This is a genomic window from Mesorhizobium calcicola, from assembly GCF_042682105.1.
Lineage (GTDB): Bacteria > Pseudomonadota > Alphaproteobacteria > Rhizobiales > Rhizobiaceae > Mesorhizobium > Mesorhizobium calcicola.
In genome coordinates this window covers 11,917-34,279 of the sequence record NZ_JBHUGY010000024.1, presented here as the reverse complement: position 1 = coordinate 34,279, position 22,363 = coordinate 11,917, and the positions used below count along the sequence as shown (strand labels likewise).

Here is a 22,363-nt window from a genome sequence, read left to right as displayed (position 1 = left end):
CCGGGGCAGGCCGGACGGGATTGTTGTGCCGCGACAGATCAAACCGCCGCAGGAAACTGCATTTTCAGAGCAGCGTCAGCTGCACCTGGTCCTTCCCGGCGGCAACGAACTGGTCGGTCCGCAGCGTGCGCCGTTCGACATTGAGGCCGAGCCGTTTGGCGGTGATCTCGAAACGCCGGCCGATCTGCCAGGCGTAGGGACCGGCGCCCTTCATGCGCTTGCCCCATTCCGAATCGTAGTCCTTGCCGTCGCGCATCGAGCGGATCAGCGACATCACGTGACGGTAGCGGTCGGGATAGTGGCGCAGCAGCCAGTCCTTGAAGATCGGGCTGACCTCCAGCGGCAGGCGCAGTATGACATAACCCGCCTCGCGCGCGCCGGCGGCGCGCGCCGAATCGAGAATACGTTCCATCTCCTGGTCGGTCAGGCCAGGGATGATCGGCGCCACCATCACCGAAGCCGGAATGCCGGCATCCGAAAGCTGCCTGATTGCCTCCAGCCGCTTGGTCGGCGTCGACGCGCGTGGCTCCATGGTGCGCGCCAGCATCCGGTCGAGCGTCGTCACCGACAGCGCTACCTTGGCCAGCCCGCGTTCGGCCATGCGCGACAGGATATCGATGTCGCGCGTCACCAAGGCGGATTTGGTGACGATGCCGACCGGATGGCCGCGCGCTTCCAGCACTTCGAGGATCTCGCGCATGATCCGGTATTGCTTCTCGATCGGCTGGTAGGGATCGGTGTTGGTGCCGATGGCGATGGTGCGCGGCTGGTAACCGTCCTTCGACAGTTCCTTGTCGAGCAGCCGCGCCGCATCCGGTTTGGCGAACAGCTTGGATTCGAAATCGAGACCCGGCGACAGGCCCATGAAACTGTGCGTCGGCCGCGCGAAGCAATAGACGCAACCGTGCTCGCAGCCGCGATAAGGGTTGATCGAACGATCGAAGGAGATGTCGGGCGATTCGTTGCGGGTGATGATGGTACGCGGCTTCTCGACCTGCACTTCCGTCTTGAAGGGCGGCAGTTCCTCCAGCGAATTCCAGCCGTCGTCGAAGACGTGCCGGCTGACCGGCTCGAACCGGCCGGACGGATTGATGCCCGCCGACCTGCCGCGGTTGCGGTCCGGACGGACACGCATGCCGCTCTGCTCGATCATCGCATTGGCCATCTCGGCTCTTCCTGCTCCGAAAGCCGCAATGTCGGCGCGCACGATCTGTTCCATCTTGGCCCGCTCCCAGGGACTGTCCGCGTTGTGTCGAATCGCTCTGTTCATGAAATTATTCCTATTTTGTCGATGAGAACAAAGCAAGAACTTTCTATGGTGCGCCGCAAAAACTGGCGCTGCGTCCGGCTTTCCGCTATTCGGCTAATAATGCTCAGTGTTCTCATCGAAACCCGCAATGACGAGGAGGGCCTTGCCCGCACGCTCGCCTCGCTGATTGGCGGCGCGGTCGAGGGCGTGGTGCGTGAAGTGATCGTCTGCGACACGGGTTCCACCGACCAGACGCATCGTGTCGCCGAGCATGCCGGCTGCCAGTACGTGACTGGCGGTGTCGCTGCCGGCATCCGCCAGGCCAAGGGTGACTGGCTGCTGCTTCTGGAGCCGGGCGCGCGGCTGGTGGAAGGCTGGATCGACGCGGTCGTCGCCCACACGGCCAGGCAAACCATGGCGGCGCGGTTCTCGCGGGCGCGCGGCAGCCGCACGCCGTTCCTGGCCCGGATCTTTTCGGGAAACCGCGCCTTGGCCGACGGCTTGCTGATCGGCAAACTTCAGGCCGTAGCCTCGGCGAAGAGCGCCGGCAGCGCCGAAGCCATCGCACGCGGCCTCGCGACAAAGCGACTCGACGCCGAAATCTGGGTGGCGCCACCGAGGCAAGAGCACCGCTCCCCGAAATGACTTTTTGCAGCTGCTCTCTTCATTGTGCATTGCACAAAATCCGACGTTAGGTTAGCTTCTCCTTAAGTGGTGAATTGGGTTTGGGTCATACTGAGCGAGCACGGATGCCGCCCGCTCCCGTAGCCGAGGACCCAATGAACCTTTCACCCCCCGACAAATCCGGCACGGCCAGTCTCGAGGCCATTGCGCGCGACGGCAGCCTGCTGCAGCGGATCGCCGTGCGCATTCCGACCTATCTGACGGACCTGCGCGAAAACCCGGCCTGGCTGCCGATGTTCGTGCTGGCGCGCACAATGCCTGGGCGCCGGATGCATTGGCTGGGCGCAAAACGGCCCCGTCCGGCCGACAATGCGGGGGATACGATGTTTGGCGGCGTCGACCGCGAAGCAGTGGTCGAAGCGCTGCGCTCCGACGGGTTGTTTTCGGGCCTGGTCCTGCCGCCGGCGATCCATGAAGAGATCGCGAGTTTCGCCCAACGCACGCCATGCTTCGGCAATTTCGACCGTCGTCTCGAATTCATGCCGGGTGAACATGCCGAGGCCGAGAAGCACTTTGGCCGCTCGCTGCTCAGCGGGCATTTTTTCGAGCGCGTCCTCGACTGCCAGGCGGCACTCGCCATCCAGCGCGATCCGCTGCTTCTCGACATCGCCGCGCACTATCTCGGCGGCCAGGCGAAACTGATCACGACGCGCGTCTGGTGGAGCTTTCCGACGGGTGCGGCCTCGGACGCCGACAAGAACCTTGCCTCGCTCGGCAAGTATCATTTCGATCTCGACGACTGGCGCATGCTGAAATTCTTCTTCTATCTCAAGCCGGTCGACGCCGACACCGGCCCGCATGTCTATGTCAGGGGCAGTCACAAGCGCCGCAGCCTCAAGCATCAGCTCACCCTGCTGGTCGGCCATCCCGCGCAAGAGGTTCTGGACGTCTATGGCGAGCAGAGCCCGGTGACGCTGACCGGCGACGCCGGCCTCGGCTTCGTCGAGGACCCCTTCGGCTTCCACATGGGCACTGTGCCGGCGCGCACGCCGCGGCTGATGATGGAAGTCGGCTTCGGCGTATCGCCGCCGTCACGCCGCCGGTTTCATGGCGAGCCGGTCATCCGTTGAAGGGAACAATCCGAAACTCACCAGGACAGGCATCCAGCGAGCGACGCCTGGCTTGGCGCTGCGCTCTGCTTTCGGCATCGAAGGAGACGGGGACCTGCTCCTGATTGAACCGCGTTGCCGCAATGGCACCCGCCAGTATGCACCTTCATCGCATCTGCCTTGTCGCGAACGGCGATGACCGCCTTCACGTGAAGGTACTTTCTCCGACGTCGGGTCTGGAATGGCGTTTCGAAGGCGCCGGTACCGTTCTGCCTGGCAAACGCGATACGAAACCGATGCTTTGCCTCGGCTTTTACGGAGCCGATTTCCCGCGCCGCAGATGCTCGTCCAGCCGTGGCATGATCTCGACGAAGTTGCACGGCATGTGCCGGTAGTCGAGCTGCGCCTTGAGGATGCCGTCCCAGGCGTCCTTGCAGGCCCCGGGCGAGCCCGGCAGCACGAAGACGAAGGTGGCGTTGACGACGCCACCGGTCGCCCGGCTCTGGATCGTCGAGGTGCCGATCTTGTCGTAGGAGATGCGGTGGAACACTTCCGAAAAGCCGTCCATGCGCTTTTCGAAGATCGGCTCCAGCGCTTCCGGCGTCACGTCGCGCCCGGTGAAGCCGGTGCCGCCGGTGGTGATCACGACATCGATCGCTGCGTCCTTCGACCAGCCGAGCACCTTGTCGCGGATTTTTTCGCGGTCATCGGTGACGATATCGCGGGCGGCGAGGATGTGACCGGCTTCAGTGATGCGGTCGGCCAGCGTCTGGCCGGATTTGTCGTCGGCAAGGCTGCGTGTGTCGGAAACGGTCAGCACCGCGATGCGGATCGCAATGAAAGGCCGGCTCTCGTCAATCCTGGCCATCTCAGTCGGCCTCCGATGTCATGCTGCGCGTCGCGGCGACGAACCAGTCTGGCTGGCGGCTGCGGATGTCGGCGGCGGCGCGCTTGGCGACGTTGCCGGTCTCGAACAGGCCGAAGCACGTCGCGCCGGATCCGGACATCCGCGAGAATCCCGATCCAGCCTTGTTGAGCCAGGAAAGCGCTCTGCCGATGGCGGGCTGCATCGCCAGCGCCGCAGGCTCAAGATCATTGCGGGTGATCTCCAGCCAATTGCGCAGGCTATGGAAGTCGATGCTGCGCGGCAGCGGCGGCAGTGGCTCATTGTCGCGACGGGAAAGTGCCGCGAAGACTTCCGCCGTCGAGACTGCGGTTCCGGGATTGACCAGCACCAGCCCCAGCGCCGAAAAATCCGGCACCATCGACAATTCGTCGCCGATGCCGCGCGCCACCAGCGGCTTGGCCGCCAGGCACATCGGCACATCGGCGCCAAGCGAAAGGCCGATCCGCGCCAACTCGGCGCTGTCCAAGTTCAGAGCCCATGTCTGTGCCAGCCCGCGCAGCACGGCTGCCGCGTCGCTCGACCCGCCGCCGACGCCGGAGGCAACCGGCAGGTTCTTTTCGAGCTTGATGGCGACCGGCGGGGTTCTCTCCAGCCCGACTTCCCGTCGCAAGGCATCGCGCGCCTTGAGCACAAGATTGCTGGCGTCGAGGGGAACGGCCGACGCGTAGCGGCCGGACACGGTAAAATCATCGCTGTCGGCGAGCGCGATCTCGACCCGGTCGCCAAAGCGCGTGAACACCGCCAGGCTTTCGATCAGGTGATAGCCGTCGGCGCGCCTGCCGGTGACATGCAGCGCCAGATTGATCTTGGCATGCGCGTGCCAGGTAGGCGACCCGATTGCGGTGTCCACGGCGTCAGTCGTATGCGGGATGATGCTCAGTCCTTGGCCAGCCGGTATTCGCCGGTCTTCGGATCCTTGACCAGCGTACCCATGGCGCCGTTGGCCGCCTGCTTTTCGGTGCGCCGCACCTTGGCGGTCACGCGCTCGGCTTCCCGGATGAAGGTGCGGTAACCGAAATAGGCAGCGACGCCAACGACGGTGAAGAAAATGATCTGCGGCATGCCAAAACTCCTCCCACGCTGGGCCGGCGAAGGCGGCCGGTCGGGTCGGTTGATGCATGTCGCCCAAAAGTGGTTACGGTTTTGGGACAACGACATGCATAAGACTTCAGCCTCTCATGCTAGACGGTTTTGCCGGATTTTCAAAGCCCGAAGCGAGACCACAACGCGCGCTCTTCCGCCGCATCGATCGCGCCGCTGACCGCTGCCGCGGCGATATCGGGCGCCGAAAAGCCCTTGTTCGAGCCGAACAGGCCAAAGCGGCTGAGGAAGCCGCGCGGCGCCGTGATCAGCCTGAGCTGGGTCTTCGGTCCGAAACGGGTTTTCAGCACCGTGCGCATGTCGCCGAGCGCGTCGACCAGGCCGAGTTCGAGGCCCTTCATGCCGGTCCAGAACAGGCCGGTGAACAGGTCCGGATCGTCTTTCAGCTTCGTGCCGCGCCTCTCCCTGACGAGGTCGATGAAGGTTTCGTGGATTTCGAGCTGCAGCGCCTTCAGCCGCTCGACGTCTTCCTTTTTCTCCGGCTTGAACGGATCGAGCACAGCCTTGTTCTGGCCGGCGGTGTGGACACGGCGCTCGACACCGATCTTCTTCATCAGCTCCGGAAAACCGAACGACGCCGACACCACGCCTATCGAACCGACGATGGAGGACGGATCGGCAAAGATCTCGTCGCCGGCGACCGCGATCATATAGCCGCCCGATGCCGCGACATCCTCGACGAAGACCAGCACCTTTTTGTTCTTTTCCGTCGCCAGGTCGCGGATACGCTTGAAGATCAGGCGCGACTGCACTGGCGAGCCGCCCGGCGAATTGATCGAGATGGCGACCACTGGCGCGTCGTAGGAAAACGCCTTCTCGATGAGGCCGGCGGTGGTGGCCAGCGACAGGTTCTGCCGGAACTGGCCGCCCGGCATGATCGTGCCGTGCAGTCGGATGACCGGAATGATGACGACGGTGGAGCGCCAGGATTTCGGCAACAGGCGGTTGAAAAGTCGTTTCACGAGGGCGCGGTCTCCGGTCGATGGGTTGCAGGCATGTAGGGATTCGCCGGCCAACGGCAATGTGGGGGCCAAGAATAGCTCAATCTCCAAACAACGAGGCGAGCCCGTTGGTGATCATTTCGCTGCGCTCATCGGGGCCACCGCCCGATTGCGCGTGCAGCATCAGGGGGGGCCGGATGGCGAGTTTCCCCCGCGCCCCGAGCGCTGCCCGCACGATAATGCGGATCGCCGCCGCGTCGGGGCGAGGGTGGACGGCGAGCATCTCGGCATCACCGAAGCGCCCGGCGAGCGCATCGAGAATGGCGCCGAGCTGCTCGGGTCGGGCGATCACGGCAAGCCCGCCGCGCGGCCTGACCACCGCGGCCGCGCTGCGGATCCAGCTCTCGAGCAGCCCGTCCTCCATGACATGGGCTTCCTTTCTCAGGCGATCGGGCGTGGCGCGGTCCCGTGCGGCGTTGAAAGGCGGGTTCATGATAACGAAGTCGAAGTCGTTGTCGGCGAGGCCGGCCGCCGCCCGCGCCCGGCCGGACACCGCGACATCGGCGACGAGCACGCAGGCCCGATCGCTGAGATGCGCATTGCCGGGATGGGCAAGGGTGGCCGCGGCGAAGGCCGCCATTTCCGGCGCGCGTTCGACAAGCACGGCCGTGGCCGCGGGGCAGCGCGACAGCATCGCCAGCCCAGCGGCCCCGGCGCCGGCACCGAAATCGGCGAGACGCCCCGCAAAAGAGGATGGCACAGACGCCGCCAGCATCATCGCATCCATGCCGGCGCGATGCGCCCCCTGCTTGGGCTGCACGAGCCAGAACCGGCCGCGATGGAAGGCGTCGACCGTGTGGGCCGGCGTGTCCGGGGCAAGGGCGGCTGGCGCGGCGGACATTATTTTCCGCGAATCTCGTTGGCGATGCCGGCATCCGTCAGGATGCGCCGTGCCGCGTCGGCCTTGTCGGCATCGACCATGACGCGTCGCGGCAGGATGCCGAGCGAGCCGTCGAGCACGCTCATGTTCTGGTCGGCGACGAAGCAGCCGATGCCGGCATCGCGCATCAGCGATTCGACAAAGGAGATGATGACGGCGTCGTTGGTGCGAATGAGCTCTATCATCGGGCGAAACTCTCAGTTTGCAGTGCATATGTAAACGGGCGGGCGGATTTCCGTCATAATGCAGAGGTCATTTTCGGCTTCGGTTGACAGGCTGTCATCGCCGCCGCGCCAATTCGCCACTTGCCGTGGCCGTGTCCGCCGCCCTAGAGTCCTACAGGGATCAAGGGTGCCGTCGCACGCGTTATACCAAGACGGGAGTGATTGTCGTGGGTGTCGTTCTCAACATCGAAAACGGGAAGCGGGAACCCGCGTCCATCAAGGATTTGATCGATCTGACGGCGGCCGACATGGGACGCGTCAACGAATTGATCCTGTCCAAGGCCGGCTCCGACGTCGAGATGATCCCGGAGGTTGCCAATCATCTGATCTCGTCGGGCGGCAAGCGGCTGCGGCCGATGCTGACGCTCGCCGCCGCGCAGATGTTCGGCTACGCCGGCGAAGGCCATGTCAAGCTCGCCACATCTGTCGAATTCATGCACACGGCGACGCTGCTCCACGACGACGTCGTCGACGAGAGCGGCATGCGGCGCGGCAAGAAGACCGCCCGTATGATCTGGGGCAACCAGGCGAGCGTCCTGGTCGGCGATTTCCTGCTCGGCCAGGCCTTCCGCATGATGGTCGACGTCGGTTCGCTGGAGGCGCTCGACATCCTGTCGAGTGCGGCCTCGATCATCGCCGAGGGCGAGGTGATGCAGCTCGCCGCCGCCAAGAACCTGGAGACCACCGAGGACGAGCATTTCGCCGTTATCAAGGCCAAGACCGCAGCGCTGTTTTCCGCTGCTGCCGAGGTTGGCCCGGTCATTGCCCAGGCGACCCGCAATGACCGTGCGGCACTGCGCTCCTACGGCATGAACCTCGGCCTTGCCTTCCAGCTGATCGACGATGCGCTGGACTATGGCGGCACCAGCAAGGACCTGGGCAAGAATGTCGGCGACGATTTCCGCGAGGGCAAGGTGACGCTTCCGGTCATTCTCGCCTACCGGCGCGGCACCAAGGCGGAGCGCACCTTCTGGAAGCGCGCCATCGAGGACAATGTCGTCGATGACGCCGGTTTGGAAAAGGCGATCGGCATGATGACCCGCCACGGCGCCATTGCCGACACGATCGGGCGTGCCCGCCATTTCGGCGAGATCGCCCGCGACGCGCTGGCGCCGCTGGAAGCGACGCCGCAGAAATCGGCGCTGATCGACGTCATCGATTTCTGCATCAGCCGGGTGAACTGAGCGGCTGGCGTTTCGCGGGCCGGCTGTGCAAAGACCTGATCAGGAGATGGCGCCCCCACGGGCCGCTGTCTGGTAAGCCGACCTCCTGAAATTCGCCTGGGGGTGGAAAGGGGACGTCGAAGCCCTCGCCGCTTCCGGACCTCGGATTATGACTTAGCCCGCGTGGACTCTCATGGATGGGCCGGGGCAAGCAGCACTCCTGACAGTGGACAGCAAATCCGTTACTGCTCCTTCTTGAACAGGTCCTGGAAGATCAGCTGGCCCCAAGTGCGGCCGCGTGCGTGCACCAGTGCGCCACCCTCGTTGAGTTTTCCCAGCTTGACGGGTGCGAACCCGAGTTGTCTGGCCAAATCCGCCACGGGAGCGATCGCGTCCTCGTCGTCGCTCGACAGAAAAACGACCCGATGGCCCCCCTCGACGATCGGATCGGCAGCCAGGGTGGCCGCAACCAGGTGATTGAAACCTTTCACGAACTTAGCGCCGGTGAACGACTTCGCAACGAAGGCGGAGGACGGGAGGCCGTCCAACTCCTCAAGGGGAACCAACGCGTTCATCGCGTCGATGACCGTCTTGCCTTTCCAACTCGGCAGGGCCTTCGCAACCTCGCGATGTTCCCCGAACGGGACCGCCAAGACGATTGTGTCGGCATCGAGTGCATCCCGCAGCGACTTGGCGGCGACCGTGGGTCCAATCGCCCGAGCCTGCGGCGCCAACGCCTCGGGCGGCCGGCGGCTCGCGACGGTCACGTCGATGTTTTTACGGGCGAAGGCGTGGGCGAGGGCCTGGCCTATTTTACCGAATCCTACAATCGCATAGCTCATAATGCTTCTCCTATCCGTGTTGACATTGGTTCCCCAGCCTTCGACGGCGCGGGTTATCTGTTCCGTTGTGTGGCGACCTTCGCGTGGATGTCCCGCCGTGAACGACTTTCGTGCGGCCGGACCGACCGCCCAGCGCGGAAGTCGTTCCACCATGGACACGCTAGTTCTCGCCGATCAGCCACGTCCGGCAATCCGGCGCGAATTCAGATGGCCGAGAAGCCGCCGTCGACAGACAACTCCACCCCATTCACGAAGCTCGAATCGTCTGAAGCAAGAAACACCGCGACCGCTGCAATTTCCTCAGGACGCCCCATCTTTCCCCTCGGGATCAGGGATTCGAACATCCGCTTCGCCTCCTCGGTGAGAACTTGGTCCTGCATCGGTGTGGCGATCGGCCCCGGGCTCAGCACGTTCACCCGGATATTCCTGCCCTTCAGTTCGTTGAGCCAAGTGCGTGCGAATGAGCGCAACGCCGCCTTACTCGCCGAATACACGCCGTAACCAGGAAAACCTTTCACCGAAGCAACTGACCCGGTCATGAAGATCGATCCGCCATCGTTGAACAGCGGCAACGCCTTCTGAACCGTAAACAGCGTGCCGCGCGTATTCAGGCCGAAGGCCGCATCGAAGTGCTGCTCGGTAATCTCGCCCAGTGGGACGGCTTCGCCCGTGCCGGCGCTCGCGTACAGGACGTCGATCTTGCCCTTTTCCCGCTTGACCGTGTCGAACAGGCGGTCGAGGTCGTCGAGATTGGCTGCGTCGCTGCGCACGCCGGTCACGTTCCGGCCAATCAGCTTGACGGCCTCGTCGAGCGCCTCCTGTCTCCGGCCCGTGATGAAAACATAAGCGCCTTCTTCAACGAACCGCTTGGCGCTCGCCAGCGCCATGCCGCTCGATCCGCCCGTGACGACTGCAACCTTACCGTCTAGCTTTCCCATGACTTCTCCTTTGGTGTTGTGGGGACAGCATCTGCCTCCGAGAACCTCGAAATGGGTCCGCCGGCGTCAGTTGTTGAGTGCGGAAGCGCGCACATCGGTGGTGCGAAATCGATCCGGCTGGACGACTGACGCCAGCCGCGACGATCGATGTCCGCCGTGCGGAATTGGGTCGCGCTCGTCGACATAGGCTATAATGACCGCCCGTACTGCTGTTCGATGTGTTAGATACGGGCTTTGGAAGGCGCACCGCGTGGTGCCGGATTGCACCATGATCGACTGGGATGACGTTCGCTACTTTCTTGCCGTCGCACGCGGAGGCTCGGTGCGGGCTGCCGCCGGGCGCCTCGGGGTGAATCACTCCACCGTGCTGCGACGCATCGCCCAGCTCGAGGAACGCCTCGGGGCGCACATGTTCGAAAAGCTGCCTTCGGGCTACCGCCTGACGGCTGCGGGCGAGGAGGTCCTCGAGCTCGCGAACCAGATGGAAGCGTCGTCGCACCTGCTGGAGACGCGCGTCTTCGGGCGCGACCAGAGCGTGCGCGGGCTTCTGCGGGTGACGCTGGCACCGCCCCTCGCGACGCACCTGCTCATGCCGGACTTCGCCGATTTCGCGCGTCTCCATCCGGACATCGAGATGGAAATCTTGTCGTCCGGCGAGCTGGCAAATCTGACCAACCGAGAGGCCGACGTCGCGATCCGCGTCGTCTACGACCGCAAGACCCTGCCGCTCAATCTTCACGGCCTGAAGGGACCGGAGCTGTTCGGCGGCGTCTACATGTCCTGCGATCGACTAGCCGCGTGGCGCGCGGGCGCGCCTGATCCCATCCGGTGGATCGTCATAAGCACTCATGGAATTCCGGATTGGGCCAGCGAGGGTGAGGTTCGCACCACGGAGGTTCCATTCAGGACCACGGACGGCGAGGCGCAGATCGTTGCTGTACGGCAAGGGCTCGGGATGACGACATTGCCGTGCTTCGTCGGCGATGCCGACCCCCTACTGGTGAGGGTGCCGGGTACCGACCTGCACATGTACGGAACGCTCTGGCTTCTCACACAGGGCGAGACACGCAAGACGAAGCGCGTGCGGCTCTTCACGGAGTTCGTATCCCGCGGGCTCGCCGCGTACGCTCCGCTTCTCGCGGGACTGAATGCAGGCGAGAATTTACGCCGACCCCAGCTTGATGACGATCCGACGATGTACCGTTGAGCACCCCTTCGGGACGATCAAGCGCATGTCGGGCGGTGGAAGGTTCCTCGCCAGGGGGCTTAGGGCGGTGAAAGCCGAAGCGGCGCTCTCGATCCTCGCCTTCAACATCGTGCGCAAGGCTTGTGGCGGCTGCGAATGGAACGAACTGTGCACCATGGTTGTGGCCGGCGGCTATCGCGACACCCAGGTGCGGCGGCCAGCCTTGCCGGGCAAGCGCTGATATCGGCGACGAACTCTCAGTGTCGAACTCGAATCTGTGATATGTTCGGCTCCGCGCAGGGCGATAGTCGGAACTCGAAAACCGAAAACTGTCCCTGGTCGCCATGGTTTGTTAATCGGGTGCCCGGATTGTGAATTCGAGGCGGATTGAAGCGCGACCCCAAAAAGGCCATGCTTTGCCCGGAAAGATCGAGTCTACGTCGATCCCGCTGATGCGGAGATGGCGCCTGGCTGAAAGGGATACGATGCAGCAAGGACGTGCGCGCTGGCTGACAAGGCTGGCAATTGTGACAGGCATGGCGATCTCGGCTTTGCCGGCCTATGCCAAGCAAACCACCGAACCGGTCAAGATCACGTCCTTCTCGGGAGCCTATCTGGCCGCCCGGATCGCCGAAGCCGACAATGACCTCGACAACGCCATCGCCTATTACAAGCAGGCATTGGCCTTCGATCCGAGCGACACCAGCCTGCAGCAGAGCCTGATGCTGTCGCTGATCGCTCAAGGGCGCTTCGACGAATCCCTGGTCTATGCGGACAAGCTCAAGGAAGTTCCCGATGTCGAGCGTTTCTCGCGCCTGGCGCTGGCGGTCGATTCCTTCCACAAGAAGGATTTCACCAAGGCGCAGTACTGGCTCAAGCTGTCGCTGGAATCGGATCTCGACCGGCTGATCTCCGGTGTCATGTCCGGCTGGGCCCAACAAGGCGCCGGCCAAGCCAGCGATGCGATGGCGTCCATCGACAAGCTGCAGGGCCCGGACTGGTTCGGCCTGTTCAAGTCCTTCCATCGCGCGCTGATCGCCGATGCATCTGGCATGCCTGAAAAGGCCGAGGCGATCTACGCCGCGACGATGCAGGACACGGCCGCCGGTGGCGCGGCTCCCGAAACCTGGATGCGCAACGCTCAGGCCTACGCGTCGTTCCTGGCCCGCAAGGGCGACAAGGACAAGGCGCTGTCGGTGCTCGATCAGGCCGAGGCGTTCGCCCCGGGCAAGCTGGATATCGTCGCCCTGCGCAACAAGATCAGCAAGGGCGACAAGGTTGCGCCTTTCGCTGCTGGCCCATCGGACGGTGCGTCGGAGATCCTGCTTGATCTCGCCACGGCGCTCAATCGCGGCGGTGGCGAACCGTTCGTCCGTCTTTACCTGCAATATGCCCTGGCCCTGAAGCCTGACAGCGATGCAGCCCTCGTGCAGCTCGCCGCCGTCTCCGAACAGTTGAAGGACGGCGAGGGCGCCATCGCGCTCTACCGGCGCATCCCCGATTCATCGCCCTTGAAAGAGCTTTCGGACCTGCAGCTTGGCCTCAACCTTGCCGATCTCAACCGCCAGGACGAGGCGATCACCCATCTGAAAGCGTTCGTCGACGCGCATCCCGACGATATGCGCGCCTATCTGGCGCTCGGCGGCGTCTATTCGTCGAAGGATGATTTCCGCTCCGCGGCCAATCTCTATGACAAGGCAGTCGCGGTGCTGAAGACGCCGACTGCCGCCAACTGGAACATCTTCTATCAGCGCGGCATCGCCTATGAGCGGCTGAAGGAATGGCCGAAGGCCGAGCCGAACTTCCGCAAGGCGCTTGAACTGTTCCCCGACCAGCCGCAGGTGCTGAACTATCTCGGCTATTCCTGGGTCGACATGAACACGAACCTCAAGGAAGGCCTGGCGATGATCCAGAAGGCCGTCGATCTCAGGCCGAGCGACGGCTACATCGTCGATTCCTTGGGCTGGGCCTATTTCCGCCTCGGACGTTTCGACGATGCGGTGCGTGAAATGGAACGCGCCGTGTCGCTGAAGCCGGAAGATCCGGTTCTCAACGACCATCTCGGCGATGCCTACTGGCGCGTCGGCCGCAAGCTGGAAGCCACCTTCCAGTGGAACCAGGCGCGTGATCTGAAGCCAGACCCCGATGTGCTGGCCACCTTGCAGCAGAAGCTGATGAAGGGCCTGCCGCCGATCGAATCCAACACGGCGCAGGAAACCCCGAAGGTCAAGCCCGAGCCGGTGCCCGCCCCGAAAGGGTGAAATCGGTTTTTTGAATGCGAACGGGGCTCTTTTCGGAGCCCCGTTTTCGTTTGGATGTCCATCCGTCCAGAAACTCAAGCAAGCACAATGCGCGGGAAACCTGCCTCAGAACATCTTCCGGTAGACCACGAATCCGGAGCGTTCGCCGACCTTGTCGTAGAGCTTCATCGCCGTGTGATTGGTTTCATGCGTCAGCCAGTACACCCGGCCCGAACCGACAGCCTGGGCACGCTCGTAGACGCCCTCTATCAGCGCCCGGCCGATGCCTTTGCCACGCGAGGCCTCGGTTGTGAAAAGGTCCTGCAGATAGCAATTCGGCGCGATCGCCGTCGTGCTGCGGTGGAAGAGATAGTGCACGAGGCCGAGAAGTTGTCCCTCGTGTTCGGCAACCAGCGCATGCACGGGCTCATAGGCGTCGAAGAAGCGCGACCATGTCATCGCGGTGATCTCGCTTGCGAGCGCCGTCTCGCCCGAGCGCCCATAAAATGCATTGTAACCGTCCCACAGCGGCAGCCATTGCTCGAAATCCTGTCGCGCAACGGGGCGGATGACGGTGGGGCTGGGCATGACGGAACCTGTTGTCGTTGACACGGGACGATACCGGCACCGAACAGACCGCAGGCTGCCATGGCCGGCAATGGGCCAGCCACTCGCAAAGCTTTCAACATCATCGCACGCTCGCCGCGTCCGCACCGGCGCGCCTTGCTTGACGCTTCGCCGCCGGGTCTCTAGGACGTGCCGGCAAGCTAGCCTTTGCTGTCGAGGCCCCCGTGACCATTGAAATCCCGACGATTGAAATCCCCGCCCATATGCATCCCAGCCGCTCGTTCCAGGGGCTGATCCTGACCTTGCACAATTACTGGGCGGCCTATGGTTGCGTCATCCTCCAGCCCTACGACATGGAGGTCGGCGCCGGGACCTTTCATCCGGCGACGACGCTGCGCGCGCTCGGGCCAAAACGCTGGAACGCCGCCTATGTCCAGCCTTCGCGTCGTCCCAAGGATGGCCGCTATGGCGAGAACCCGAACCGGCTGCAGCACTATTATCAGTACCAGGTGATCCTGAAGCCGAACCCGCCGAACTTGCAGGAGCTGTATCTCGGCTCGCTGGCGGCGATCGGCGTCGATCCGCTGCTGCACGATATCCGTTTCGTCGAGGACGACTGGGAAAGCCCGACGCTGGGCGCCTGGGGCCTTGGCTGGGAATGCTGGTGCGACGGCATGGAAGTGTCGCAGTTCACCTATTTCCAGCAGGTCTGCGGCATTGAATGCGCGCCGGTGGCCGGCGAACTGACCTACGGGCTGGAGCGGCTCGCCATGTATGTGCAGGGCGTCGACAATGTCTACGACCTCAACTTCAACGGCCGTGAAGGCGCCGACAAGGTCACCTACGGCGATGTCTTCCTGCAGGCCGAGCAGGAATATTCGCGCCACAATTTCGAATACGCCAACACGGCAATGCTGCTGCGCCACTTCGAAGACGCCGAAGCCGAGTGCAAGGCGCTGCTCGATGCCGGTGCGCCGGCGTCGAACGACAATCTGCCGATGCACCGTATGGTCTTCCCGGCCTACGACCAGTGCATCAAGGCCAGCCATGTCTTCAATCTGCTCGACGCACGCGGCGTGATTTCGGTCACCGAACGCCAGAGCTATATCTTGCGGGTGCGCAATCTGGCGAAGGCCTGCGGTGAGGCGTTTTTGAAGACGCAGGCTGGCGGACTGGCGGCCTGAGTTCAGGCACGTTTCATCACCTCGAGGGAAGTGTTGATCGGCAGCATGTTCTGACCGCTGGCACCGTCGATCGTGCGCAATGCCTGCCTCACACCCGGCATCGAGAACGCGCCGTGAGCCTGCGCGGTTAAGCAGGCGCTGAGCGCTACAATCTGCAGAAGTCTGGATGCCGTTTTCATGGTCGTTCAGCCAATAGTTCCCTGCCTGAGCGTGGGTCGCTTCAGCGCTGCGTTCGGTTCATGGAAATCTTTGATCCAAGGACGAGCGGGATCGCCTCGCCCCGACAGGGCGGCGAAAATTTCCGGAAAGGGTGACAGCGGCCAACCGAGTTGCTATGCCCCGCGCGGACCATCTTGCCGCGTGAGCCCCATCCATGCCTGACCTGCTTCTAGAACTTCGCTCCGAGGAAATCCCCGCACGCATGCAGCGCAAGGCGGCGGGCGATCTCAGGAAGATGCTGACCGACGGTCTGGTCGAGGCGGGGCTGACCTATGAGGCGGCACGCGACTACTGGACGCCGCGGCGCCTGGCGCTCGATATCAGGGGCCTGACCGCGCGCTCGAAGGATGTAAGCGAGGAGATCAAGGGACCGTCGACGACAGCGCCCGAACAGGCGGTACAGGGTTTCCTGCGCAAGGCCGGGCTTTCGTCGATCGCCGAGGCGCATGTCCATTCCGATCCGAAGAAGGGCGACTTCTACGTCGCCCACATTTCGAAGCCGGGCAGGGCGGCGGAAGAGATCATCGCCGAACTTGTGCCGGGCATTATCCGCAATTTCCCTTGGCCGAAGTCGATGCGCTGGGGGCCGGCCTCGGCCAGGCCGGGCTCGCTGCGCTGGGTGCGGCCGCTGCAATCGATCCTGTGCACCTTCGGCCCGGAGACCGAGGAGCCGGTGGTGGTCGATTTCGAGATCGACGGCATCCGCTCGGGCAACATCACCTACGGCCACCGCTTCCATGCGCCTGATGCCATTACGGTGCGCCGCTTCGACGACTATGTCGCCAAGCTGGAAGCGGGCAAGGTCGTGCTCGATGCGGACCGGCGCAAGGAGATCATCCTGGCCGACGCCCGCAATCTCGCCTTCGCCAACGGGCTCGACCTGGTCGAGGACGACGGGCTTCTTGAGGAGGTGTCAGGGCTGGTCGAATGGCCGGTCGTGCTGATGGGCGAGTTCGAGGAGACCTTTCTCGCCATTCCCGCCGAGGTCATCCGCCTGACCATCCGTGCCAACCAGAAGTGCTTTGTGACGCGGTCGCAGGGCGTCGGTGACGCGCTTTCCAACCGCTTTATCCTCACCGCCAACATCGAGGCCAAGGATGGTGGCAAGGAAATCGCCTATGGCAACGGCAAGGTGGTGCGCGCCCGCCTGTCCGACGCACTCTATTTCTGGACGACCGACCAGGGCGATTTGCCGGATCTCGGTGAGCTCGCGGCATCGGCGAAAAAAATCGAGCTCGATCTGAAGAAGCCGCTCGACCAGCGCATGGCCCGTCTCGACCACCTCAACGTGACCTTCCACGCCAAGCTCGGCACGCAAGGTGAACGGGTGGAGCGGATTGCCAGGCTGGCTGAAGAACTGGCGCCGATCGTCGGCGCCGATCCCATGCTGGCGCGCCGCGCCGCTGTCCTGGCCAAGGCCGATCTCACCACCGAAGTCGTCGGCGAGTTCCCGGAGTTGCAGGGCGCCATGGGCCGCAAATACGCGCTCCTCCAGGGTGAGCATCCATCCGTGGCCGCCGCCGCTGAAGAACACTACAAGCCCCAAGGCCCGTCCGACCACGTGCCGAGCGATCCGGTTTCGGTCACCGTCGCGCTCGCCGACAAGCTCGACACGCTGGCCGGCTTCTGGGCCATCGATGAAAAGCCGACAGGGTCGAAGGATCCCTATGCGCTACGTCGAGCGGCGCTGGGTGTGGTGAGGATCATACTCGAAAACAGGATCAGGCTTTCCCTGGGCGTCGCCATCACAGCGGCAGTCTCCTCGGCGCTCGCCTCATATGAACGACTGGGCGACGGGGCTGAGAGCCGTGGTGTGGTCGCGATGCTCGATGCCCGTATTCGCGACTACAAGGGGGCAAGCCAGCTGTTGTCGGAAGCGGGCTTGATCTCCAGCTTGTTGAAGGGCGGGCTGGCCAACGCAAGTTCAAGGACGCTTGGCTCCGACGATCAGGAACGAGAGTTTTTCGATGGCCAGCGTATGATGGAATTGGAGGCATCTCTGTCGCCATTCATCGCCGACCTTCTCGCCTTCTTCCATGATCGCCTGAAGGTCTACCTGCGCGACCAGGGCGCTCGGCACGACCTCATCGATGCCGTCATCACGCCGCAGTCCGACGACCTTTTGCAGATCGTGCGCCGGGTCGAGGCGCTTGGTTCCTTCCTCGATACCGAGGACGGCAGGAACCTGCTCGCCGGCACCAAGCGTGCGGCCAACATTCTGGCTGCCGAGGAGAAGAAGAAAACGGTGGTCGCCGACCATGTTGAGCCGGCGCTGTTTCGCGAGGACGCCGAGAAATCGCTGTTTACGGCGATCATTCAGGCCGAGAAGCAAGCCGGCGAAGCAATTCAAAACGATGACTTTTCCGGCGCCCTGCTGGCGCTTAGCGTGTTGCGCGAACCGGTTGATTCATTCTTTGAGCATGTTCTCGTGAATGATGAGGACCAGGCCGTGCGCGCCAATCGCCTGGCGCTGCTCGCCCGCATCCGCGCGGCCACCGGTCAGGTCGCGGATTTCTCGAAGATCGCCGGTTGACAAGCATGATCCCGAAAAGTGGGTACCGGTTTTCTCGGACAAACGGTTTCCGTTTGTCCAGAGATCATGCTCAGGCAAACAGGCCGTAGGCCCAGGAAACTTTTTCTTTGCCGCCGGCCGTTCAAGCCGGCTTACAGTCATATGACGATGATCTCGCCGTGGCAAAAGGGACATGTTCCCCAACCCACGGAGGCTTCCATGAATTCCGATCACGAAATCGAAGTGACAGAAGAAACCTTGGCTCCCGCCGAGGCGCTTGAATCCGCTTCCGAAACCGCCCTCGCTGCCGCCGCCACCGTCGAAGCGGCCGATCTGTCGGATGATGACGAAGACGGCGACGACGAAGAAGGCGAAGAGTCTGACAAAGATGACGCCGCCGAAGCCGCCACGCTCTCGGATGACGACGAAGATGAAGAAGACGATGAAGACGAAGACGACGCCGACGACAGCGTAAAGGCTGAAGGCGACGATGAGAAATCCGATGAAGACGAATCCGAAGAAGACGACGACGACAAGGAAGAAGCGGCCTGATTTTTCAGCTGCCGATTCTATTGATGGCAGGGCGGCGCTAACGCGCCGCCCTTTTCTGTCGGATGCCGAGCCTGTCAGTTTTCCAGAATGCTGACGCGCACGCTGTTTTCGTAGACGTCGACCTGGATCAGCGGCTCGCCATTGACGATGGCGCGCTTGGTCGAGGAACTCATCGCGCCGGAGCGCTCCAGCATGCGTTGCAAATCGGCGCGCTGGTCATTGGTCCTGAACCAGCCGTCACCTTCGTCGTCGCTGTCGCGACGGTGGAATTTGTGCCAGTTGGCGCGGTCCTGCCGCACCATCTGCGCGGCACTCTCCAGCGCATAGCCGTCACTCGCCTGATGATCCCGATCGGAGATGCGCGCGACATAGGATCCCAGCATGTCATCGGCATGAGCCGCGCCGGCGCCAAGCAATGACGCCAGCAGAAGCCCGGCCACGGTAACGGTCTTGGATTTTCTCATGATCAACCCCCTTTGAACGACGAAATCCCGTCTGCCGGAGCCGCCTGACGAAATTCAGGCGTTGGCGTCCGGCGGCGAAGATAAACTGGAGCGGAATTCGCCTGGCAATGGTGCGCCGGGCACCAGATCGCAGTCAAGCCACGCCGTCAGGCTACTTGGCTTTGCCGGACGCGGGCATGGGCTGGGCTGCTGGCTGCGCGGGCGCGCTCGGCGGTGCGGCGGATTTCCCCCCGGCGTCTCCCGCCGAGCCCGCGGAGGCCGTTGCCGTTCCCGGCGCAGCACCTGTCGCCGGCGCAGCGCCTGCCGCTGGTGCGGTGCCTGCCGCTGGTGCGGTGCCTGCCACCGGTGGGGCGGTTGGCGTCGGCGCCGAGAAGGCGGGACCGACGACGCCGCCGCGAATGACCATCGGGGTCTGCTCGAAGCCATGCGTGGCCTCGGGCTTGTCCGGGATCGCCGCCACCTTCTCATAGGTGACGTCGGGCTGTGCTTCGCCGAGCCCCACCACCGATTGCACATTGCTGGCCTTGGCGGTGCCGGCGGTTTTCAGCGGTTTGGCGGCATCGAGCCTGATGATGGATGGTGTCGAGGACGGTGCGCCGGGAAAAACCAGCGACGAGGCCTGTGCCCCTGCGGCCACCGCCGCAAGAACAATCCCCAGCAAGATACGCACAGACACGATGATCGCTCCCCTTTTGCCCAGAAGCTTGGTGTAGCGGGCCGGAATTGATGCCGGCTTTCGCGGAAACATAGCATTTTAGGGATTGATAAATCGCCAATGCCCAGATTACCCAACAGTGACTTGCCCAACAGCCGACTTGCCCAACAGCCGCCATCGTACTACGCAGCCGGCATCTGCGAGGTGACCAGAGTGGCTGAAATACTTGCCGTCGACGAGGCGCTGGAACGGGCGCTGGCGTTGCTCCAGGGCGGTGATGTCGTCGCCATCCCGACGGAAACCGTCTATGGGCTTGCCGGCGACGCCACCAACGGCATCGGCGTGGCGCGCATTTTCGAAGCCAAGGGGCGGCCGCGCTTCAACCCGCTGATTGCCCATGTCGCCGACATGACGATGGCCGAACGCATCGCGCTGTTTGATCCGCTGTCGAAGAAACTGGCGCTTGCGTTCTGGCCGGGTCCGCTGACGCTGGTGCTGCCGCAGCGGCCCGGCAATGGAATCCATCCACTGGTCACGGCCGGGCTCGATACGATTGCCTTGCGCATGCCAAGGGGCTTTGGCGGCGATCTGATCGCCAGGCTCGGCCGCCCGCTTGCCGCGCCCAGCGCCAATACATCCGGCAAGATCAGCGCGACGACGGCACAAGCGGTGGCGGCGGATCTCGGCGCACGGATCAAGCTGGTGGTCGATGGCGGCGCGACGCCGGTCGGGCTGGAATCGACCATCGTCAAGGCCGAAGGGGAAAGATTGCGGTTGCTCCGGCCCGGCGGCATTGCCGCCGAAGACATCGAGGCGGCCATCGGCATGGAGCTCTTGCGCGGCGGTGCCGCCGGCGTCGAGGCGCCGGGCATGCTTGCCTCGCACTATGCGCCCGGTGCCGCGGTGCGGCTCAATGCCGGTACGGTCGGCGAGGGCGAGGCCCTGCTTGGCTTCGGCAGCCAGCGAGCCGAAGGCTGGCGACACGCCGCCGCTTTCCTCAACCTGTCCGTGTCAGGTGACCTGCGCGAAGCGGCGAGCAATCTGTTCGCCTATATGCAGGAGCTCGATCGCAGCGGCGCACGGACCATCGCCGTCGAGCCGGTTCCCTTCGACGGGCTTGGCGAGGCGATCAACGATCGGCTCTCGCGTGCCGCGGCCCCTCGTGACAACACGCAAGCTGCAACATAGTTTTCCTACATGACCGAAATTTCAGAGACACTCGACCCCGCTCTCATCGATCGCTTCGCGGCGATCGTCGGCGACAAATATGCACTGCGCGACCAGCAGGATATCGCGCCTTACCTCACCGAGCGGCGCGGGCTCTGGCATGGCGCGACATCGCTGGTGCTGCGGCCGGGCAGCGTCGAGGAGGTCAGCCAGATCATGCGGCTGGCGACCGAGACTGGAACGCCAATCGTGCCGCAAAGCGGCAACACCGGGCTGGTCGGCGCCCAGGTGCCGGACAGATCCGGGCGCGAGATCGTCTTGTCGCTGTCACGGCTGACCCGCATCCGCGAGATCGATGTGCTGTCCAACACGGTGACGGTCGAGGCCGGCGTCATCCTGCAGACGCTGCAGGAAGCGGCCGATGCCGCCGACCGGCTGTTTCCGCTGTCGCTGGCCGCGCAAGGCTCCTGCCAGATCGGCGGCAACCTGTCGTCCAACGCCGGCGGCACCGGCGTGCTTGCCTACGGCAATGCGCGCGAACTGTGCCTCGGTGTCGAAGTGGTGCTGCCGACTGGCGAGGTGTTCGATGATTTGCGCAAGCTGAAGAAGGACAACACCGGCTACGACCTGAAGAACCTGTTCGTCGGCGCCGAGGGGACGCTCGGCGTCATCACAGCCGCGGTGCTCAAGCTGTTCCCGAAGCCGAAGGGTCGCGAGGTCGCGTTCGTCGGCCTGTCATCGCCGCAAGCCGCGCTTTCCCTGTTCGGCCTGGCAATGGACCGTGCCGGGGCCGCGCTTACTGCCTTCGAACTGATCGGCAAGCGGCCATACGACTTCACGCTGGCGCATGCCCAGGGCGTGGTGCGGCCGTTGATGGAGGATTGGCCGTGGTATGCGCTGATGCAGATTTCGTCCGGCCGTTCATCGGAAGATTCGCGGGCGTTGATCGAGGACATTCTCTCGGCAGGCCTTGAGCAGGAGTTCGTCGGCGATGCCGTCATCGCCGCAAGCCTGGGGCAGGGCGACGCCTTCTGGAATTTCCGTGAATTGCTGCCCGAGGCGCAAAAGCCGGAGGGCGCCTCGATCAAGCACGACATTTCCGTGCCGATCGCATCAATCCCGCGCTTCATCGAGGAGGCCGCCGGTGCGGTGGCGTCGGTGAGTGCCGGCGCCCGTGTGGTCTGCTTCGGCCATATGGGTGACGGCAATCTGCACTATAACATCTCGCGGCCCGTCGATGGCGACGACGAGGCGTTTCTCGCTCTCTATCACACCATGAACAAGGCGGTGCACAACGTGGTGCGCAGCCTCTCCGGTTCGATCTCGGCCGAGCATGGCATCGGCCAGTTGAAGCGGGACGAACTGATTGCCACCGCGCCGCCGATGGCGATCGACCTGATGCGCCGGGTGAAGGCTGCCTTCGACCCCGCCGGCATCATGAATCCCGGTAAGGTTATCTGATCCTTTCAGCATCCTGTGGCTGGTGGCATTCCGATAACCATCCCTGAGATCAGCAAAATTTAACCGACTTTCTTAAGCGGGGCGGTAAGGAGCCCGCGCTACTGTCTGCTCACAAACG

24 protein-coding genes are annotated in these 22,363 nt (G+C 63.6%); 11 read left to right on the top strand and 13 right to left on the bottom strand.

What is annotated here, in order from left to right:
- Positions 1–64 precede the first annotated feature (64 nt).
- Positions 65–1,219: a PA0069 family radical SAM protein gene (locus ACFSQT_RS15540; RefSeq protein WP_379020047.1), complete on the bottom strand. Its 1,155-nt coding sequence runs from the start codon at positions 1,217–1,219 to the stop codon at positions 65–67.
- Between the two features lie 150 nt (positions 1,220–1,369).
- Here ACFSQT_RS15540 and ACFSQT_RS15535 point away from each other — a divergent pair, with 150 nt between their 5' ends.
- The gene (locus tag ACFSQT_RS15535; protein ID WP_379020045.1) at positions 1,370–1,894 is read left to right on the top strand and encodes a glycosyltransferase; all 525 of its coding nucleotides are present in this window, start codon (positions 1,370–1,372) and stop codon (positions 1,892–1,894) included.
- 134 nt (positions 1,895–2,028) lie between these two features.
- Positions 2,029–3,003, top strand: coding sequence for a hypothetical protein (locus tag ACFSQT_RS15530; RefSeq protein WP_379020023.1), 975 nt, complete (start codon positions 2,029–2,031; stop codon positions 3,001–3,003).
- A 292-nt stretch (positions 3,004–3,295) separates the two neighbouring features.
- On the opposite strand, the gene moaB is transcribed toward ACFSQT_RS15530, so the two are convergent.
- The 6 genes from moaB to ACFSQT_RS15500 all read right to left on the bottom strand — a co-directional run bounded on the left by moaB (position 3,296) and on the right by ACFSQT_RS15500 (position 7,056).
- Positions 3,296–3,850, bottom strand: a complete 555-nt coding sequence (gene moaB, locus ACFSQT_RS15525) for a molybdenum cofactor biosynthesis protein B (RefSeq protein WP_379020021.1) — start codon at positions 3,848–3,850, stop codon at positions 3,296–3,298.
- Position 3,851: 1 nt separating this feature from the next.
- Positions 3,852–4,739: a 4-(cytidine 5'-diphospho)-2-C-methyl-D-erythritol kinase gene (locus tag ACFSQT_RS15520; RefSeq protein ID WP_379020019.1), complete on the bottom strand. Its 888-nt coding sequence runs from the start codon at positions 4,737–4,739 to the stop codon at positions 3,852–3,854.
- A gap of 26 nt (positions 4,740–4,765) precedes the next feature.
- A complete protein-coding gene (locus ACFSQT_RS15515; protein WP_027023000.1) occupies positions 4,766–4,951 on the bottom strand; it encodes a membrane protein in 186 nt (61 codons plus the stop codon).
- Between the two features lie 140 nt (positions 4,952–5,091).
- A complete protein-coding gene (locus tag ACFSQT_RS15510; protein ID WP_379020017.1) occupies positions 5,092–5,952 on the bottom strand; it encodes a S49 family peptidase in 861 nt (286 codons plus the stop codon).
- A gap of 79 nt (positions 5,953–6,031) precedes the next feature.
- A complete protein-coding gene (locus ACFSQT_RS15505) occupies positions 6,032–6,832 on the bottom strand; it encodes a tRNA1(Val) (adenine(37)-N6)-methyltransferase (RefSeq protein WP_379020015.1) in 801 nt (266 codons plus the stop codon).
- A complete protein-coding gene (locus ACFSQT_RS15500) occupies positions 6,832–7,056 on the bottom strand; it encodes a putative signal transducing protein (RefSeq protein ID WP_023759075.1) in 225 nt (74 codons plus the stop codon). Before ACFSQT_RS15500 ends, ACFSQT_RS15505 begins: the two co-directional genes overlap by 1 nt.
- Positions 7,057–7,262: 206 nt before the next feature.
- On the opposite strand from ACFSQT_RS15500, the gene ACFSQT_RS15495 reads away from it, so the two are divergent.
- A complete protein-coding gene (locus ACFSQT_RS15495) occupies positions 7,263–8,279 on the top strand; it encodes a polyprenyl synthetase family protein (protein ID WP_379020013.1) in 1,017 nt (338 codons plus the stop codon).
- Between the two features lie 221 nt (positions 8,280–8,500).
- Here ACFSQT_RS15495 and ACFSQT_RS15490 read toward each other — a convergent pair whose 3' ends face one another.
- Together ACFSQT_RS15490 and ACFSQT_RS15485 are read right to left on the bottom strand one after the other, a co-directional pair.
- Entirely contained in the window at positions 8,501–9,100 is a 600-nt protein-coding gene (locus ACFSQT_RS15490; protein WP_379020011.1) for an NADPH-dependent F420 reductase, read from the bottom strand.
- A gap of 203 nt (positions 9,101–9,303) precedes the next feature.
- On the bottom strand, positions 9,304–10,038 hold the full coding sequence (locus ACFSQT_RS15485; protein ID WP_379020009.1) for an SDR family NAD(P)-dependent oxidoreductase: 735 nt from the start codon (positions 10,036–10,038) through the stop codon (positions 9,304–9,306).
- Positions 10,039–10,306: 268 nt separating this feature from the next.
- On the opposite strand from ACFSQT_RS15485, the gene ACFSQT_RS15480 reads away from it, so the two are divergent.
- From ACFSQT_RS15480 to ACFSQT_RS15470, 3 genes are all read left to right on the top strand, one after another.
- Positions 10,307–11,245 (top strand): LysR family transcriptional regulator, encoded by a 939-nt coding sequence (locus tag ACFSQT_RS15480; protein ID WP_379020007.1) that lies wholly within the window; start codon positions 10,307–10,309, stop codon positions 11,243–11,245.
- 25 nt (positions 11,246–11,270) lie between these two features.
- Entirely contained in the window at positions 11,271–11,465 is a 195-nt protein-coding gene (locus tag ACFSQT_RS15475; protein ID WP_379020005.1) for a hypothetical protein, read from the top strand.
- Between the two features lie 244 nt (positions 11,466–11,709).
- Complete coding sequence (locus ACFSQT_RS15470) at positions 11,710–13,485, top strand: tetratricopeptide repeat protein (protein ID WP_379020003.1); 1,776 nt, start codon at positions 11,710–11,712, stop codon at positions 13,483–13,485.
- A gap of 105 nt (positions 13,486–13,590) precedes the next feature.
- Here the strand turns inward: ACFSQT_RS15470 and ACFSQT_RS15465 are convergent, their stop codons facing one another.
- A complete protein-coding gene (locus ACFSQT_RS15465) occupies positions 13,591–14,052 on the bottom strand; it encodes a GNAT family N-acetyltransferase (protein ID WP_379020001.1) in 462 nt (153 codons plus the stop codon).
- A 242-nt stretch (positions 14,053–14,294) separates the two neighbouring features.
- Between ACFSQT_RS15465 and ACFSQT_RS15460 the strand changes: the two genes are divergently transcribed.
- The gene (locus tag ACFSQT_RS15460) at positions 14,295–15,215 is read left to right on the top strand and encodes a glycine--tRNA ligase subunit alpha (RefSeq protein ID WP_056581147.1); all 921 of its coding nucleotides are present in this window, start codon (positions 14,295–14,297) and stop codon (positions 15,213–15,215) included.
- A 2-nt stretch (positions 15,216–15,217) separates the two neighbouring features.
- Here the strand turns inward: ACFSQT_RS15460 and ACFSQT_RS15455 are convergent, their stop codons facing one another.
- Positions 15,218–15,394: a hypothetical protein gene (locus tag ACFSQT_RS15455; RefSeq protein ID WP_379019999.1), complete on the bottom strand. Its 177-nt coding sequence runs from the start codon at positions 15,392–15,394 to the stop codon at positions 15,218–15,220.
- Positions 15,395–15,588: 194 nt separating this feature from the next.
- On the opposite strand from ACFSQT_RS15455, the gene glyS reads away from it, so the two are divergent.
- Both glyS and ACFSQT_RS15445 read left to right on the top strand, forming a co-directional pair.
- Positions 15,589–17,967, top strand: a complete 2,379-nt coding sequence (glyS, locus tag ACFSQT_RS15450; RefSeq protein WP_379019997.1) for a glycine--tRNA ligase subunit beta — start codon at positions 15,589–15,591, stop codon at positions 17,965–17,967.
- A 198-nt stretch (positions 17,968–18,165) separates the two neighbouring features.
- Complete coding sequence (locus ACFSQT_RS15445; RefSeq protein WP_379019996.1) at positions 18,166–18,498, top strand: ATPase; 333 nt, start codon at positions 18,166–18,168, stop codon at positions 18,496–18,498.
- 74 nt (positions 18,499–18,572) lie between these two features.
- Here the strand turns inward: ACFSQT_RS15445 and ACFSQT_RS15440 are convergent, their stop codons facing one another.
- On the bottom strand, positions 18,573–18,962 hold the full coding sequence (locus ACFSQT_RS15440; RefSeq protein ID WP_379019994.1) for a hypothetical protein: 390 nt from the start codon (positions 18,960–18,962) through the stop codon (positions 18,573–18,575).
- 151 nt (positions 18,963–19,113) lie between these two features.
- Complete coding sequence (locus ACFSQT_RS15435) at positions 19,114–19,638, bottom strand: hypothetical protein (RefSeq protein ID WP_379019992.1); 525 nt, start codon at positions 19,636–19,638, stop codon at positions 19,114–19,116.
- A gap of 192 nt (positions 19,639–19,830) precedes the next feature.
- Here ACFSQT_RS15435 and ACFSQT_RS15430 point away from each other — a divergent pair, with 192 nt between their 5' ends.
- Both ACFSQT_RS15430 and ACFSQT_RS15425 read left to right on the top strand, forming a co-directional pair.
- Complete coding sequence (locus ACFSQT_RS15430; protein ID WP_379019990.1) at positions 19,831–20,805, top strand: L-threonylcarbamoyladenylate synthase; 975 nt, start codon at positions 19,831–19,833, stop codon at positions 20,803–20,805.
- Positions 20,806–20,814: 9 nt separating this feature from the next.
- Complete coding sequence (locus ACFSQT_RS15425) at positions 20,815–22,245, top strand: FAD-binding oxidoreductase (protein WP_379019988.1); 1,431 nt, start codon at positions 20,815–20,817, stop codon at positions 22,243–22,245.
- Positions 22,246–22,363 lie beyond the last annotated feature (118 nt).